The organism is Oerskovia turbata (genome assembly GCF_000718325.1).
Taxonomy (GTDB): domain Bacteria; phylum Actinomycetota; class Actinomycetes; order Actinomycetales; family Cellulomonadaceae; genus Oerskovia; species Oerskovia turbata.
Map to the genome: position 1 here is coordinate 364,909 of NZ_JOFV01000005.1, position 16,938 is coordinate 381,846.

The following is a 16,938-nucleotide window of genomic DNA, read 5'->3' on the forward strand; positions in this document are numbered from 1 at the left end:
CGAGGCGACGCGATCGACCAGGCGTCAGCGTCTGCCACCGATCGATGAACGTTCGAACAGGTCCCGCTGCAACCGGCGGGACATGCACGCACCCCGTTGCCGCACGTCGGCTCCCCGATCAGTTGGAGATCATCGAAGTGAAGAGCGCCGTCGAGACCCTGGACCCCACCAAGGTCAAGTTGACCGTCGAGGTGGAGTACGACGAGCTCAAGCCGAGCATCGACCACGCCTACAAGCACATCGCGGAGCAGGTGAACGTCCCCGGCTTCCGCAAGGGCAAGATCCCTGCGCGCATCATCGACCAGCGCGTCGGTCGTGCTGCCGTGCTCGAGCACGCCATCAACGACGGCCTGTCCGGCTTCTACCGCCAGGCCGTCAACGAGACGGGCATCCGCCCGCTCGGCCAGCCCGACGTCGAGGTGACCGAGGTCCCGCTCGACGCCGAGGGTGCGCTGCACTTCACGGCCACGGTCGAGGTCCGCCCGGAGATCGAGATCCCCGCGCTCGACTCGGTCACGCTCACGGTCGAGGCCGCCGAGGTCTCCGCCGACGACATCGCCGAGCGCCTCGACGCGCTGCGCGAGCGCTTCGGCACGCTGGTCGGCGTCGACCGCCCGGCCGCCGAGGGCGACTTCGTCGTCATCGACCTGAAGGCCGTCATCGGCGACGAGGAGATCGACTCGGTCTCCGGCATCAGCTACCAGATCGGCTCGGGCAACATGCTCGAGGGCCTCGACGAGGCGCTCACGGGCCTCTCGGCCGGCGAGACCACGACCTTCAAGGCGCCGCTCGCGGGTGGCGACCATGAGGGCAAGGAGTCCGAGGTCACGGTCACGGCCACCTCGGTCAAGCAGCGCGACCTGCCCGAGGCCGACGACGAGTTCGCCGAGCTCGCGTCCGAGTTCGACACGATCGAGGAGCTCAAGGCGGACCTGCGCGAGCAGGTCGCGAGCATCAAGACCTCGAACCAGGCCGTCGCAGCCCGTGACGCTCTCGTCGAGCACCTCCTCGAGAACACCGAGATCCCCGTGCCCCAGGGCGCCGTCGAGGCCGAGGTGCACCGTCACCTCGAGTCCGAGGGACGACTCGAGGACGAGGCGCACCGTGCCGAGGTCGAGGTCGACGCCGCCAAGGCGCTCAAGAACCAGATCCTCCTCGACACGCTCGCGGAGCAGCTGAAGATCAAGGTCGCCCAGAACGAGCTCCTGGACTACCTCGTGAACGCCTCGCGCCAGTACGGGATGGACCCGAACCAGTTCATCCAGTCGCTCGACCAGGGCGGCCAGATCCCCGCCATGGTCGGCGAGGTCGCCCGCTCGAAGTCGCTCGCCGTGGCCCTGCGCCAGGTCGAGGTCAAGGACTCCGAGGGCAACGTCGTGGACCTGAGCGAGTTCATCGGCTCGGACGAGGAGGACGCGGCCGCTGACGCCGCGGCCGCCGCCGCCGGCGAGGACGTCACCGGCATCACCGACGAAGAGGGCATCGAGGTCGTCTCCGAGGACGAGGCGACGGCCGACAAGGCCTGACCCTTCCGGACGCGGCTCGCCCGCCCCGCCCGACGACGGCCCCCACCTCCCGCGGAGGTGGGGGCCGTCGCGCGTGGTGGGAACGGCCCGCCCGGGTGAGGGCCCGCAACCGCCCGCCCGGACCCGTGCGGGCGCCCGGACGAGGCCCGCGCCGGGGGCCGGGAACACCCGGTGCGCGGCGCCGTCGGGCATCGGGGGCGTCCTTCCTGCGCCGACAGCGAAAACCCCGGATATCGGGACGGTTTCCGCTCCCCGCCCGCGTTAGGGTCACAGCAACGGTGAGTCCGTCCAGACGGAGGAGCCGACCAGCCGCGACGCTCGAGCGTCGCGAGCGACAGAGGGATCGACGAAGGAGATGGACGTGAGCGATCAGTTTCCGGTGGCACGAGCCGAGGGGCCGGGACTCGGCCTGAACGACTCCATCTACAACCGGCTGCTCAAGGAGCGCATCATCTGGTTGGGCTCGGAGGTGCGCGACGAGAACGCGAACGCCATCTGCGCCCAGATGATGCTGCTCGCCGCGGAGGACCCCGACAAGGACATCTGGCTCTATATCAACTCGCCGGGCGGGTCGATCACGGCCGGCATGGCGATCTACGACACCATGCAGTACATCCAGCCGGACGTCGCGACCATCGCGATGGGCATGGCGGCCTCGATGGGGCAGTTCCTGCTCTCCTCGGGCACCAAGGGCAAGCGCTACGCGACGCCCCACGCCCGCGTCATGATGCACCAGCCCTCGGGCGGCATCGGCGGCACGGCGACCGACGTGCGCATCAACGCGCAGCTCATCATGCACATGAAGAAGGTGCTCTCCGAGCTCACGGCCGAGCAGACCGGCCAGCCGCTCGAGAAGATCCTCAAGGACAACGACCGTGACAGCTGGTTCACGGCGCCCGAAGCCCTCGAGTACGGCTTCATCGACCACGTCGTGACGAACGCTTCGTCGGTGACGGGTGGCGGCGGCACGGCGAGCAGCTGAGCTCACCGACGCACCGGCCCCCGACCCACGATCCCACCCGAGGAGACACCTTGAGCTACGCAAGCCAGGAATCCCAGTACATCTCGACCGCTCAGCGCCTCGCGGGCGCGGGCGCCGGCGGCGGCATCGCCCTCCCGCACGGCGCGCCGTCCTCGCGCTACGTGCTCCCGCAGTTCGAGGAGCGCACGGCCTACGGCTTCAAGCGCCAGGACCCGTACACCAAGCTGTTCGAGGACCGCATCATCTTCCTGGGCGTCCAGGTCGACGACGCGTCCGCCGACGACGTCATGGCGCAGCTCCTCGTCCTGGAGAGCCAGGACCCGGACCGCGACATCATCCTGTACATCAACTCGCCCGGCGGCTCGTTCACGGCCATGACGGCGCTGTACGACACCATGCAGTACATCAAGCCGCAGATCCAGACCGTGTGCCTCGGGCAGGCCGCGTCCGCCGCGGCCGTGCTGCTCGCGGCCGGTCAGCCCGGCAAGCGTCTCGCGCTGCCCAACGCCCGCGTGCTGATCCACCAGCCCGCGATGGAGGGCGGCGGCTACGCGCAGGCGTCGGACATCGAGATCCACGCGAACGAGCTCATCCGCATGCGCGAGTGGCTCGAGGACACCCTGGCCATGCACTCGGGCCGCGACGTCGCGCAGGTCCGTGAGGACATCGAGCGTGACAAGATCCTCACGGCCAAGCAGGCGCAGGAGTACGGTCTGGTCGACCAGGTCCTGGAGAGCCGCAAGCCGGTCATCCAGAACAAGCCCTGATCTCGACATTTCCCCCCGACCCACCGGGGTGCCCGGCTGACAACGGGCCCCCGGTGGTGTGCAATGGTGGTAGGTCGGCGCGTGTCGTCCCAGATCGCGGGGGCCTCAGTCCCGGCGCAGCAGCAAGACCGAGGCTAGGAGGCTCGTAGTGGCTCGGATCGGAGATGGTGCAGACCTGCTGAAGTGTTCCTTCTGCGGCAAGTCCCAGAAGCAGGTCAAGAAGCTCATCGCGGGCCCCGGCGTGTACATCTGCGACGAGTGCATCGAGCTCTGCAACGAGATCATCGAGGAAGAGCTGTCGGAAGCGGCCGAGCTCGGGCTCGTCGAGCTCCCCAAGCCGCGGGAGATCTTCGACTTCCTCGAGCAGTACATCATCGGGCAGGACGCCGCGAAGCGGGCGCTGGCAGTGGCGGTCTACAACCACTACAAGCGGATCCAGGCCGGGGAGCACGCACGCCCCTCGGACGAGTCCCAGGTGGAGATCGCCAAGTCGAACATCCTGCTGATCGGCCCCACGGGCACCGGCAAGACGTACCTGGCGCAGACGCTCGCAAAGATGCTCAACGTGCCGTTCGCGATCGCGGACGCCACGGCTCTCACGGAGGCGGGGTACGTCGGCGAGGACGTCGAGAACATCCTCCTCAAGCTCATCCAGGCCGCCGACTACGACGTCAAGAAGGCCGAGACGGGCATCATCTACATCGACGAGGTCGACAAGGTCGCCCGCAAGTCGGAGAACCCCTCGATCACGCGCGACGTGTCGGGTGAGGGCGTGCAGCAGGCCCTGCTGAAGATCATCGAGGGCACCACGGCCTCGGTGCCCCCGCAGGGCGGGCGCAAGCACCCGCACCAGGAGTTCATCCAGATCGACACGACCAACGTCCTGTTCATCGTGGCAGGGGCGTTCGCCGGGCTCGACGAGATCGTGGCAACCCGCTCGCGCAAGCGCGGGGTCGGCTTCGGTGCTCCGATGGACTCGCACGAGGAGGCGGACCTCTTCGCCGAGGTACGTCCCGAGGACCTGCAGAAGTACGGGCTGATCCCCGAGTTCATCGGGCGTCTGCCCATCATCACGTCGGTCGCGAAGCTCGACCAGGAGGCGCTCGTGCGCATCCTCACCGAGCCCCGCAACGCGCTGGTCAAGCAGTACCAGCGCATGTTCCAGATCGACGGCGTCGAGCTCGAGTTCGAGGACGACGCGATCAGCGCGATCGCCGACCAGGCGCTGCTGCGTGGCACGGGCGCCCGTGGGCTCCGCGCCATCATGGAGGAGGTCCTCCAGCAGGCCATGTTCGACGTCCCCAGCAGGGACGACGTCGAGCGTGTGGTCATCACTCGCGAAGCCGTGCTCGACAACGTCAACCCGACCCTCGTCCCGCGGTCCGCGCTCAAGCGGGCGCCGCGCGAGAAGAGCGCCTAGGGAGCACGTTCGACGAAGGGCCCCGGAACCTCGGTTCCGGGGCCGTTCGTGGTTCTGCCCGTTCTGTCGTTCTGCCCGTTCTGCAGTGCGGCGAGCTGTTCTCGGACGGACGTGCTGGTCGCGGCGGTGCAGCGGCGCGGCGAGCGTCGGGCCTCAGGCGTCCGCGTTCGCGGGGGCGCCGTAGAGGTCGTCGATCGTCGTCGTGAAGTCCCGCAGCACCAGGTTGCGCTTGACCTTGAGCGACGGCGTGAGATAGCCGTTCTGCTCCGTGAAGTCGGTCGTGAGGACCTGGATCTTGCGGATGGACTCGGCCCGGGAGACCGCTTCGTTGGCGCGCGTGACGGCACGGTCGAGGGCCGCGAGCACGGTCGGGTTCGTCGCGGCCGTCGTGACGTCCATGGCGGGCAGGCCGTGCGTCGCGAGCCAGCCGGGGAGCATCTCGTGGTCGATCGTGACCAGGGCGCCGATGAAGGGCCGCTGGTCGCCGACGACGACGACCTGGCTCACGAGCGGGTGGGCGCGCAGGCGGTCCTCGAGCTGGGCGGGAGCGACGTTCTTGCCGCCCGCCGTCACGATGATCTCCTTCTTGCGCCCCGTGATCCGCAGGTAGCCGTCCTCGTCGAGCGAGGCGAGGTCGCCCGTGCGGAACCAGCCGTCCTGGAGGACCTCGGCGGTCAGCTCGGGCTGGTTGTGGTAGCCCCGGAAGACGTGGTCGCCCTTGACGAAGAGTTCGCCCTCGGCGTCCACCTTGAGCGCGGTCCCGGGGAACGCGGGGCCGACGGTGCCGATCTTGAGACGGCTCGGCAGGTTCACCGCACACGGAGCCGTGGTCTCGGTCAGACCGTAGCCCTCGAGGATCGTGAGCCCGACTCCTCGGAAGAAGTGGCCCAGGCGTTCGCCGAGCGGCGCCCCGCCCGAGATCGAGTGGGTCAGGTCGCCGCCCAGGGCAGTGCGCATCGAGCCGAACACGAGCCGGTCGGCGAGGGCGTGCTGCGCCTTGAGGACGAGCGAGGGACCAGAGGTCGAGTCGAGCGCGCGCGAGTACGTGATGGCGACCTTGGCCGACCAGTGGAAGATGCGTCGCTTGGCGCCCGCCCCGGCCTTCTGCTCGGCCGCGTTGTAGACCTTCTCGAACACGCGCGGGACCGCGAGGAGGAACGTCGGCCTGAACGATCCCAGGTCCGGCACGAGCTTCTTGATGTCGGAGCTGTGCGCGAGGACCGCGGTGGGCGACGCGATGCACACGACCTGGACGAACCGTGCGAACACGTGTGCGAGGGGCAGGAAGAGCAGCGTGCGGGCGTCGGGCGTCGCGACGATCTCGGCCAGGCCCGCGACGCCGTTGCGGGTCAGGTGCACGAAGTTGAGGTGCGTGAGCTCGACACCCTTGGGGCGCCCGGTCGCACCCGACGTGTAGATGATCGTCGCGAGGTCGTCGCGGCTGGTGGCGGCGCGTCGTGCGTCGACCTCGTCGCGCGTCACCTCTGAGCCGTCCGCCCGCAGGTCGTCGACCGCGCCGCCGTCGATCACCAGGACGTCGCGCAGGAGCGGGAGCCGCTCGCGGACGCTCTCGACGGTCGCGGCGTGCGCGGACGTCTCGACGAGGGCGACGCTCACGCCCGAGTCCGACAGGATCCACTCGACCTGGTCGGCCGAGGACGTCTCGTAGACGGGGATGGGCACGCCGCCCGCGGCCCAGACCGCGAAGTCGAGCAGCGTCCACTCGTAGCGGGTGCGTGACATGATCGCGACGCGGTCGCCGGCCTGCACCCCGCGCGCGATCAGCCCTCGGGCCACGTCGATCACGTCGTCGTCGAAGGCGCGCGCGCTCACGGGCTGCCAGGGGCCGCCCGGCGTGAGGCGTCGCTCGATCACCGCGTCGTCCCCGGAACGCTCGACGCGGTCGGTGAGAAGCGTGCTGATGCTGCTGGTGGCCGGTACCTCGACGAGGCTCGGCGACGCGAATTCGGTCATGTCAACTCTCCGCTGAGTGGTGGGACAAGGACCGATTTTACTGTGTACCGAGCGTCCCACGTTCCGTCGGCCGCCCTGGCGGCACCTCGTGCGAGCCTAGGATCGACGGATGAGCGAGCACCCCGTCCCCACCACGCCGTCGCATCCTGTCCCCACCGAGATCCTCAGGCTGCGCGAGAGCATCGACAACATCGACGCCGCCCTGATGCACCTGCTCGCCGAACGCTTCAAGTTCACGCGCCGGGTGGGCGAGCTCAAGGCGCAGGGAGGACTTCCGCCGGCGGACCCGGCGCGCGACCAGCAGCAGATCGCCCGCCTGACCGGCATCGCCGAGTCCTCCGGCCTCGACCCGGCGTTCGCCGAGCAGTTCCGTGAGTTCATCGTGAGCGAGGTCATCCGGCACCACCAGCGGATCGCCCGCGAGCACCTGGACGAGCCCCCGGTGCTGGACACCTACTCCTGAACGGCCGACGGCCGACGGCCGACGGCACTCGCCCGCGGGGATCGCGGGGGTCGCTGCGACACCTCGCCCCGTGACGTCGTCCCCGGTGGCGGTCGTCGGCCACGTGCCGCAGGCTGGGGAGGACATCGGGGCGGTCGGCCTCCGACCGTCCCTCCGACGATGGATGTCTAGAGGTGCCTGCATGAAGATCGACTGGCTCAAGCCCCTGCTCGGCCACCCCGGCCCGTTCGCGACCGTCTATCTCGACGCGACACGTGGCGACGAGGCCACCGCACGCGAGGTCGAGAACCGGTGGAAGGGAGTGCGCCGGGCGCTCGCCGCAGCGGGAGCCCCGGCGAGCATCATCGACGAGCTCGAGGAGTCCGTCACCCTCCCCACGAGGATGCCCGGCCCGCACGGGCGCGTCCTCATCGCCGACGAGGAAGGCGTGCTCGTCGACCGGGTCCTGAAGGACCCTCCCGCTGTCACCAAGGGACTCTGGGGGCCCGTCCCCGCCCTGCTCCAGGCGGCGCGCGCGGCGGACGAGTCCGTGGACTACGTCCGCGTCGTCGTCGACCGTCAGGGGGCGGACCTCACGTGGTCCGTCGCCGGGGGGCACCTGCCCTACGGTGACGCGGAGTCCGTCGAGGGCGGGCACGACGTCATCAACAAGGTCCGCACGGGCGGCCTGTCGCACAAGCGGATCGAGGCGCGCGCCGAGGACTCCTGGGAGCGCAACGCCGAGGCGGTCGCGGCCGAGCTCGACCGGCAGGTCCTCGACCACCGGCCCGAGCTGGTCCTCATGACGGGCGACGTGCGTGCGGTGCCGCTCGTGCGTGCCGCGCTCACCAAGTCCACCGACGAGCTCGTGGTCGAGGTGGCGGGCGGCGGTCGTGCCCCGGGCATCAACGAGGGGGCGTTCGAGACGAAGGTCGCCGAGGCGCTCGAGAGCTTCCGTGAGCGGCGCCGCGAGTCCGTGCTGGCCGAGTTCCGGCAGGAGCAGGGCCGCGAGGCGGCCGCCGTGACGTCCCTCGAGGACGTGGTCGCGGTGCTCTCACGCGGTCAGGTCAAGGAGCTGATCCTCGCGGACGAGTACGGCCAGGACACCGAGCTCGACGGGCGCACCCTGTGGGTCGGGCCGAGCCCGCTGCACATCGGTTCCTCGCGGTCCGACATCACCGACCTGGGCGTGAGCGAGGGGATCGAGGAGCTGCCCGCGACCGTGGCCCTGGTCCGGGCCGCGATCGGCCAGGACGCGGGGCTCACGTTCTCGCCCGACGGCAGCGTCGAGCTCATCGAGGGGGTCGGCGCGACGCTGCGGTGGAACGACGACGGGACGCCCAACGAGGTCGCCGCGACCATGTCGGGGGACGACGCGCGGCTGCGGGGCGAGATGGTCTGATCGCCGACCGGACGACGCAGGGCCCCGACCGCACGCGCGGTCGGGGCCCTGCGTCGTCCGGGGGAGCGTCAGCCGCGGTTGCGGACCTCGGGCTCACCGAGCTCGGAGTGCACGACGACGATCCCGCCCTGGACGGCAGGGTCGCCCTGGCCGTCGGCCGTCTCGACCAGGTCGAGCGTCCCGGTCACGCGGCCTGCGCCACGGACGTCCTCCGCCGCGGCGCGCACGCCCTCGATCGAGGTGGCGGGGACGGCCAGCGTGACCGCGAGGATCGGGGTGCGCATCGACACCTTGGCCTCGGACTTGACCTTGCGCAGCGCGGCCAGCGCGTGACCTGCGGCGGTCAGGACCGCGGGGTCGGCGTCGCCCGCGCCCGTGCGCAGACCGGTCGACGTCGGCCACGGCGCGCGGTGCACCGAACCCGTGCGCCACCACGACCACACCTCTTCGGTCGCGAACGGCAGGTACGGTGCGAACAGCCGCAGCATCGTGTCGAGTGCCAGGGCGAGCGCGACCCGAGCCGACTGCGTCGCGGAAGCCACCGCGTCGGGCGCTGCGTTCGCCGTTCCGGCGCCGTAGGCGCGGTCCTTGACGAGCTCGAGGTAGTCGTCGCAGAACGCCCAGAAGAACGTCTCCGAGAGCTCCAGGGCGCGCGTGTGGTCGTAGGTCTCGAGCGCCTCGGTCGCGCGGTCCACGACGTCGGCGAGGCCCGCGAGCATCGCGCGGTCGATCGTCTCGGTCACCAGAGCGGGGTCGAGCGTGATCTCGCTGCCGCCGAACGACAGCGCGAACTTCGACGCGTTGAGGACCTTGATCGCGAGGCGGCGGCCGATCTTCATCTGGCCGACCTCGAACGCCGCGTCGGTACCCAGGCGCGCCGAGGCCGCCCAGTAACGGACCGCGTCGGAGCCGTGCTCCTCGAGCAGGCCCATGGGCGTGACGACGTTGCCCTTGGACTTGGACATCTTCTTGCGGTCGGGGTCCAGGATCCAGCCCGAGATCGCGGCGTTGGTCCAGGGCAGCGAGCCGTGCTCGAGGTGCGAGCGGACCACCGTGGAGAAGAGCCAGGTGCGGATGATGTCCTGGCCCTGGGGGCGCAGGTCCATGGGGAAGACGCGCTCGAACAGGTCTGGGTCGGACTCCCAGCCGCCCGCGATCTGCGGGGTCAGCGACGAGGTGGCCCAGGTGTCCATGACGTCGGGCTCGCCCACGAAGCCGCCCGGGACGCCGCGCTGGTCGGCCGTGTAGCCGGCCGGGACGTCGGAGGACGGGTCGATCGGCAGGAGCGCCTCGTCGGGGACGATCGGGTGCTCGTAGTCGGTCTCGCCCGACTCCAGGACGGGGTACCACAGCGGGATCGCGACGCCGAAGAAGCGCTGGCGCGAGACGAGCCAGTCACCGTTGAGGCCCCCGACCCAGTTCTCGTAGCGCACCTGCATGAACTCGGGGTGGAAGTCGAGCTCCTTGCCGCGTGCGAGCAGCTCCTCGCGCAGCGCCACGTCCCGACCGCCGTTGCGGATGTACCACTGGCGCGAGGTGACGATCTCGAGGGGCTTGTCGCCCTTCTCGAAGAAGTTCGCCTTGCGCTGGGTCGCGACGGGCTCGCCGTCCAGGTCGCCGGCCTCACGCAGCGCGTCGACGACGGCCGTGCGCGCCGAGAACGTCGTCTTGCCCGCGATCTCCTCGAACAGCGCGACGGACCGCTCGGACGTGAGCCACGCGGGGGTCTCGCGCGTGACGCGTCCGTCGCGGTTGATGATCGAGCGCGTCGGGAGCTGCAGCTCGCGCCACCACTGGACGTCGGTCAGGTCGCCGAACGTGCAGCACATCGCGATGCCCGCACCCTTGTCCGTCTGCGCGGCGGGGTGCGCCAGGACGGGCACCTCGACGTCGAACAGGGGAGAGGTGACCGTGGTGCCGAACAGGCCCTGGTAGCGCTCGTCGTCGGGGTGCGCGATGAGGGCCACGCAGGCCGCGAGCAGCTCGGGGCGCGTCGTCTCGATGTAGACCTTCTCGCCGCCGGGCGCGTGGAACGCGACCTTGTGGAAGTGGCCGGGGTAGTCGCGCGCCTCGAGCTCGGCCTGTGCGACCGCCGTCTGGAACGTGACGTCCCACAGGCCCGGGGCCTCGGACTGGTACGCCTCGCCGCGCGAGAGGTTCCGCAGGAACGCCTTCTGCGCCACGATACGGGCCGGGACGCCGATGGTCTGGTAGTGGTGCGACCAGTCGACCGACAGGCCCAGGCGGCGCCACAGCTCCTCGAACTGGACCTCGTCCTCGGCCGTCAGGCGCTCGCACAGCTCGACGAAGTTGCGACGCGAGACGGGCTGCTGGTCGGAGAGCTTCGGCGCCTTGCCCCCTGCGCTGTGATCGCCCTGGAGCGGCGGCTCGTAGCCCTCGACGTACGGCAGCGACGGGTCGCAGCGCACGCCGTAGTAGTTCTGCACGCGGCGCTCGGTCGGCAGGCCGTTGTCGTCCCAGCCCATGGGGTAGAAGACCTCGCGGCCGCGCATGCGCTGGAAGCGGGCGACGACGTCGGTGTGCGTGTAGGAGAACACGTGCCCCACGTGCAGCGAGCCGGAGACCGTGGGCGGCGGGGTGTCGATCGAGTAGACCTGCTCGCGCGTCCTGGTGCGGTCGAACGAGTAGGTGCCCTGCTCGGTCCAGGCCGCGTCGAACTTGGTCTCGAGGCCGTCGAGGCTCACCTTGTCCGGTACCTCGCCGACCACGGCGCGGACTACCTCGGTGCCCTCGGCAGGGGCGGGTGCGGCGGTGGTCTGGGTGGCGGGTGCGGGCGTGGTGCCCTCGGCGGGTGAGCTCATGGTCGACATTCTCCCAGAATCTCGGGGGCGCCTGTGAAACGGCCGGTCCCCGGACGGAGCCCGGGTGCCCGAGTTTTCCCGAATGAAACAAAGGTCAAAGGTCCCTGGTTGACATGGTCATCGGCTCGTAACCTTCAAGCAAAGGCGGGGGCGTACGTGGACGCGCCCCATCATCTCGACGCCTTTCGTTCGAGGCCCGACCCAGGAGTTGCCATGACATTGATCGACAGCGTCGCCGTGCACGGAACCGGGAGCATCTCGTCCGGCATCCCCTCCGGCGTGGTCCTTCCCCCCGCTGTCCAGGCCGCCCTGGACACGTGCGCGAACGTCGTCGTCCCGTCCTCCCGCGAGGAGCTCTACCGGCTCGCGCTCGGACCCGAGGGCGGACCGTGGTTCACCGTCGAGTACGACGTGCTCGGCACCGCGGTCCCCGAGGCCGAGGTCGTGCGGTGCAAGAACGGCATCGCGGTGAACTACCCCGAGGACTACATGCGCCGTCGCGACCCCGACTGCATGCGCATCGCCGACGACCTGCCGACCGACAAGCCGCGCTACCGCGACGTGTTCGGGACCGAGTTCGCCGCCGTCAAGGCCGAGACGCTCGACTGGCTCGCGGGGCAGGACCTCGTCGTCGTGCCCTTCAAGGCAGGTGGCCTCACGCACGGCTACCCCTCCCTCGCGATCTGCCCCGTCAACTCCGCGTTCTTCGCGCTGACGCTCGTGGACCTGCAGGGCTGGGTCACGTTCGAGGAGCTCGGCCCGTTCGAGCCGCGCTCGATCCTGTACGTCGCACCGCCCTTCCGCCACACGCACTTCGACGGCCGCCAGGTCGTGGTCCACGACCGCTCCGAGACGCTGCACGAGGTCTTCGCGTACAACCTCTACCCGGGACCCAGCGCCAAGAAGGGCGTCTTCTCCGTCCTGCTCGACGTCGGCGAGCAGGAGGGGTGGGTCACCGCGCACGCGTCCTCGGTCCGCGTCACGACCCCGTACGAGAACGAGACCGTCATCATGCACGAGGGAGCCTCGGGCGGCGGCAAGTCCGAGATGTGCCAGGAGATCCGTCGCCAGGAGGACGGGCGCATCCTGCTCGGCACCAACGTCGTGACCGACGAGCCCTACGTCATCAACCTCGGCGAGACCAGCGCCCTGGACCCCGTGACCGACGACATGACCCTGTGCCACGTCGACCTCCAGACGGGCGACGGGCGCCTCGTGGTCGCCGACGCCGAGGACGGCTGGTTCGTGCGCGTCGACAACCTCACGGGCTACGGCCAGGACGCGCACCTCGAACGGGCCTGCATCCACCCCGACCAGCCGCTCGTCTTCTTCAACATCGACGGCGTGCCGGACGCGACCGTGCTGCCCTGGGAGCACACGCTCGACTCGACGGGCAAGCGCTGCCCCAACCCGCGCGTGGTCGTGCCCCGCCACCTCCTGACCGACGTCGCCGGCGCCGAGGAGGTCGACGTGCGGACCTTCGGCGCCCGGATGCCGGCCTGCACCCGCGACAACCCGACCTACGGGATCATGGGCATGATGCACGTCGTGCCGCCGTCGCTCGCATGGATCTGGCGCCTCATCGCCCCGCGCGGGGACAAGAACCCGTCGATCGGCGAGTCCAAGACCGCGACCGACAGACTGGCCCACGGCGGCATGGTCGCCGAGGGCGTCGGTTCGTACTGGCCCTTCTCGACCGGCACCAAGGTCGCGGCCGCGAACCTGCTGCTGCGCCAGCTCGTCGACATGGACCGCACCCGCTACGTGCTCACGCCCAACCAGCACATCGGCGCCTACAAGGTCGACTTCGCGGCCGAGTGGCTCACGCGCGAGTACCTGGCGCGGCGCGGCGGCGGCAAGTTCCGCACCGAGGAGCTGACGCCCTCGCGGTGCCCGCTGTTCGGGTACACGCTCCAGGAGATGAAGATCGACGGGCAGCTCGTCCGCCCGACGTTCCTCCAGCCCGAGATGCAGTCCCAGGTGGGTGTCGAGGCGTACGACGCGGGCGCGAAGATCATCACCGACTTCTTCAAGAGCGAGCTCCAGCAGTTCCTCACCGACGACCTGGACCCGCTGGGACGTCAGATCATCGAGGTCTGCCTGCGCGACGGCTCGGTCGAGGAGTACGCGGCGCTGACCCCGCTGTTCACCTGATCCTCGCCCGCTGGGAACGAGACGGCCGCCCGGTCCGCGGGACCGGGCGGCCGTCCTCCGGCAAGTATCAGATACCGGCGCTCGGGCGCGGGGGGCCCGTACTAAGGTCGGTCCATGGACTTGACGATCGGCTACGCCGCCATGCTCGAGCAGTTCCACCCGACCGAGGTCATCGCCCTGGCCGAGCACGCCGAGAGCAAGGGGTTCTCCGGCGTCATGGCCGCGGACCACTTCCAGCCCTGGGTCCCCGCGCAGGGGCACTCGGCGTTCGTGTGGAACGTCCTGTCGGCCCTCGGTGAGCGCACGCGCGGCGACCTGGGACCGGGCGTCACGGCGCCCACGTTCCGTTGGCACCCCGCGATGGTCGCGCAGGCCTCGGCGACGCTCGCCGCGATGTACCCGGGGCGCCACTGGCTGGGCCTGGGCTCGGGCGAGGCCCTCAACGAGCACGTCACCGCCCAGTACTGGCCCGAGGCCCCCGAGCGCATCAACCGCATGTTCGAGGCCATCGACATCATCAAGAAGCTCTTCGCCGCGTCGCTCGCGGGCAAGGACACCAAGCACTCGGGGCAGTTCTACAAGCACGAGTCCACGCGCCTGTGGACCATGCCAGAGGTCGCCCCGGAGATCCTCGTCGCGACCGCGGGGCCCGTCACGGCCAAGCGCGCGGGCAAGCACGCCGACGGGCTCATCACCGTGGGAGCGCCGCTCGAGAAGATCTCGATGCTGTTCGGCAAGTTCGACGACGGCGTCCGCGAGTCGGGCCGCGACCCGCAGACCATGCCCAAGGTCCTCCAGCTCCACATGTCGTGGGCCGAGACCGACGAGGAGGCCCTCGCGAACGCCATGACGGAGTGGCCCAACGGCGGCATGAAGTTCCCCAAGGCCGACATCCGCTCACCGTTCGACTTCGAGCAGATGGCCAAGCTCGTACGCCCCGAGGACTTCGAGGGCCGCCTCGTCATCTCGTCCGACCCCGACGTGCACCGCGCCTACATCCAGAAGTTCGTCGACCTGGGCTTCGACCGCATCTACCTGCACAACGTGGGCCGCAACCAGCGCGAGTGGATCGACACGTTCTCGCGCGACGTCCTGCCGAAGCTCGTCCGATGACAGGCCCGTCCGCCCCGCTGCCCGACGGCGGAGCTCACCCCGGTCCAGCGGCGTCGCCTGGGGCGGGGAACGCCGAGGGCGACGAGACCCGCTTCACGGTCGCGGCGCCGTCGGGCATCGGGGAGATCGCGCCAGGGGACGACCTCGCGCGCATCGTGGGGGACGCGCTCGACCGCGAGGGCGGGCTCCGCGACGGGGACGTCGTGGTCGTGACGAGCAAGGTCGTGTCCAAGGCCGAGGGGCGCGTCGTCGCGGCCTCCGACCGCGAGGAGGCCATCACCGACGAGACCGTGCGCGTCGTCGCGACACGGCCGTCCCCCGGGGGCGTGCTGCGGATCGTCGAGAACCGGCTCGGCCTCGTCATGGCCGCCGCCGGTGTCGACGCCTCGAACACCCCGGAGGGCACCGTGCTGCTGCTGCCCGTCGACCCCGACGCCTCGGCGCGCGCACTGCGGGCGGCGCTCGCGGAACGGTTCGGGGTGCGCCTCGGGGTCGTCGTGGCCGACACGGCCGGGCGCGCGTGGCGCGAAGGACTCACGGACCTCGCGATCGGCGTCGCCGGGGTCGTCGCGCTCGACGACCTGCGCGGCCGCGTCGACTCCCACGGGCGCGAGCTGTCCGTGACCGTGACCGCCGTCGCGGACCAGATCGCCGCGGCGTCCGAGCTCGTGCGCGGCAAGGCCGCAGGGCGACCCGTCGCCGTGGTGCGCGGGCTCGGTCGGTTCGTCACCGACGACGACGGGCCAGGGGCGCGCGTGCTCGTGCGGGCCGCCGAGACCGACATGTTCCGGGAAGGGTCCGCCGAGGCGTACGCGCGGGGAGTGACCGCGGGACAGGTGGCCGGCCGGGACGCGATCGAACGGGTCGCCCACGAGGCCGGGTACGCCGACGGGTACCGCGAAGGATTCGCGGAAGGATTCCGCGAGGGGACGGGCAACCCTCAGCAGGGCTGACGTTACGGGAGCCGAGAACGAGGTCGAGGTCGTTCTGATGCGCTGTGCGACCGGAAGGACGTGTTCGAGTGCGGGAAAGGTCGTGGTCGGGGGGTGGTGCCCACGTCCGGTCTCGGGTCCGTAGGGTCTCGGTGCTGAGCATGCGGTTGGCGTCGAGTTTCGGGCTGATCGGGACGTCAACCGCATGGTCGGGTGACGCTCACCGCATGTTCGGCTCGTGCTGGGTGCTGGGTGCTGGGCCGTGGGGTGTGCGGCGGGAACCAGTGTGGGTGGGAGAGGTCGAGGGTTGTCCACAGCCTGGGACGAGGGGTTCCGGTGGGGTGGTTTGACCCGTTAGGTTCCTGGGGTGGTAGGGGGCGGTGTGGCCCTGTGCCGGGTACCTAGAGCACGATGGGCGGATTCCCGCAGGGGGCGTGGGATGGACGAGGCCGGGGAACGGTTCTGCTTCTGGTTCAGGTGCTCGACGACGGCGCAGGGGTGCGTTGGTGCTGATGGCGGGCGTCGTGCTCGTGGGGGTGGTGGCCGGGTGTTCGTCGGCTGAGCCGGTCGTCGAGTCTCCGGTGCCGGTGGTGAGCGAGGAACCGAGCCCGAGCCCGAGCCCAACTCCTGCGGCGACGGGCCCGGTCAAGCCCGAGCGGCCGGCCGACATGGACCGAACCGACGAGGTCGGTGCTGCTGCTGCGGCGACGTACTTCCTCGAGCTCTACCCGTACGTCATGGCGACCGGCGACCTGACCGAGTGGGACGCCATGACGTGGGCGGAGCTCTGTTCCTTTTGCACGGCGTCGAGGGACCGGCAGCTTCAACGAGCTGCCGCGAGCGAGACGTACGAGGGAGGTGAAGTCAAGGTCGACGTCGAACAGTCGTTCCCTTTGGACACGCTGATCGGTGGATACCCCCTCGACATCCGGCTCGAACAAGCAGAGGCGATCATCCGTGACGCTGCCGGTGCGGAGAAGGATCGCCAAGAGGGCTTCACTGGCACCTTCCGAGTTGAGATGCTCCACGACGGGACGAACTGGCGAGTTCTCACGGTCGGAACTGAAGAGTGAGCGCCACGGCCTTGGTTGTGTCATTCGTGTTGGCCACGGTGGTCGCTGCGTCACCTTCCGATCTGGCCGTGGATGCGAAGGGAGACGGCTTCGACCTCCAGGCGATCGATGTCTCGGCCGACGGGTCGGTGTATCGGCCGCGGAACGTGGATGGTTCGCCGGCGTCGGTGGAGTTTCGGCGGATGCCTGCGTCGATCTGTTTCACGCAGGACTTTCCTACGTCCTTGGGGCAGGTCGGTGCGTGTCCGTGGACCTGGCGGCCTTGGCCGAGGCCGAGTTCCAGCGGCTGACGATCGCGCCGTCGCCGGTCACGATCCAGCCGCCGGACGGG

The 16,938-nt window shown here is 70.1% G+C and carries 12 protein-coding genes; 10 read left to right on the top strand and 2 right to left on the bottom strand.

Annotation, left to right across the window (positions count from 1 at the left end; translation table 11 throughout):
- Positions 1 to 137: 137 nt before the first annotated feature.
- The 4 genes from tig (at position 138) to clpX (ending at position 4,695) form a co-directional block, all read left to right on the top strand.
- The gene (gene tig / locus IE95_RS0107265; RefSeq protein ID WP_030150965.1) at positions 138 to 1,526 is read left to right on the top strand and encodes a trigger factor; all 1,389 of its coding nucleotides are present in this window, start codon (positions 138 to 140) and stop codon (positions 1,524 to 1,526) included.
- Between the two features lie 355 nt (positions 1,527 to 1,881).
- On the top strand, positions 1,882 to 2,508 hold the full coding sequence (locus IE95_RS0107270; RefSeq protein WP_030150966.1) for an ATP-dependent Clp protease proteolytic subunit: 627 nt from the start codon (positions 1,882 to 1,884) through the stop codon (positions 2,506 to 2,508).
- Positions 2,509 to 2,558: 50 nt separating this feature from the next.
- Entirely contained in the window at positions 2,559 to 3,275 is a 717-nt protein-coding gene (locus IE95_RS0107275; RefSeq protein WP_030150967.1) for an ATP-dependent Clp protease proteolytic subunit, read from the top strand.
- A 148-nt stretch (positions 3,276 to 3,423) separates the two neighbouring features.
- Entirely contained in the window at positions 3,424 to 4,695 is a 1,272-nt protein-coding gene (clpX, locus tag IE95_RS0107280; protein WP_030150968.1) for an ATP-dependent Clp protease ATP-binding subunit ClpX, read from the top strand.
- A 153-nt stretch (positions 4,696 to 4,848) separates the two neighbouring features.
- On the opposite strand, the gene IE95_RS0107285 is transcribed toward clpX, so the two are convergent.
- The gene (locus tag IE95_RS0107285) at positions 4,849 to 6,669 is read right to left on the bottom strand and encodes an AMP-dependent synthetase/ligase (protein WP_030150969.1); all 1,821 of its coding nucleotides are present in this window, start codon (positions 6,667 to 6,669) and stop codon (positions 4,849 to 4,851) included.
- 109 nt (positions 6,670 to 6,778) lie between these two features.
- On the opposite strand from IE95_RS0107285, the gene IE95_RS0107290 reads away from it, so the two are divergent.
- Both IE95_RS0107290 and IE95_RS0107295 read left to right on the top strand, forming a co-directional pair.
- Positions 6,779 to 7,132 carry a chorismate mutase gene (locus IE95_RS0107290; protein WP_030150970.1) on the top strand — a complete coding sequence of 118 codons (354 nt, stop codon included), beginning with the start codon at positions 6,779 to 6,781 and terminating at the stop codon, positions 7,130 to 7,132.
- A gap of 181 nt (positions 7,133 to 7,313) precedes the next feature.
- Entirely contained in the window at positions 7,314 to 8,513 is a 1,200-nt protein-coding gene (locus tag IE95_RS0107295) for a baeRF2 domain-containing protein (RefSeq protein WP_030150971.1), read from the top strand.
- Between the two features lie 68 nt (positions 8,514 to 8,581).
- Here the strand turns inward: IE95_RS0107295 and valS are convergent, their stop codons facing one another.
- Entirely contained in the window at positions 8,582 to 11,335 is a 2,754-nt protein-coding gene (gene valS, locus IE95_RS0107300) for a valine--tRNA ligase (RefSeq protein WP_030150972.1), read from the bottom strand.
- A gap of 213 nt (positions 11,336 to 11,548) precedes the next feature.
- On the opposite strand from valS, the gene IE95_RS0107305 reads away from it, so the two are divergent.
- The 4 genes from IE95_RS0107305 to IE95_RS0107320 all read left to right on the top strand — a co-directional run bounded on the left by IE95_RS0107305 (position 11,549) and on the right by IE95_RS0107320 (position 16,607).
- A complete protein-coding gene (locus tag IE95_RS0107305) occupies positions 11,549 to 13,489 on the top strand; it encodes a DUF4914 family protein (protein ID WP_084689917.1) in 1,941 nt (646 codons plus the stop codon).
- Between the two features lie 114 nt (positions 13,490 to 13,603).
- A complete protein-coding gene (locus IE95_RS0107310) occupies positions 13,604 to 14,602 on the top strand; it encodes a TIGR03557 family F420-dependent LLM class oxidoreductase (RefSeq protein WP_030150974.1) in 999 nt (332 codons plus the stop codon).
- A complete protein-coding gene (locus IE95_RS0107315) occupies positions 14,599 to 15,555 on the top strand; it encodes a coenzyme F420-0:L-glutamate ligase (RefSeq protein WP_084689918.1) in 957 nt (318 codons plus the stop codon). Before IE95_RS0107310 ends, IE95_RS0107315 begins: the two co-directional genes overlap by 4 nt.
- A 491-nt stretch (positions 15,556 to 16,046) precedes the next feature.
- On the top strand, positions 16,047 to 16,607 hold the full coding sequence (locus IE95_RS0107320) for a DUF6318 family protein (protein WP_129429383.1): 561 nt from the start codon (positions 16,047 to 16,049) through the stop codon (positions 16,605 to 16,607).
- Positions 16,608 to 16,938: the final 331 nt, after the last annotated feature.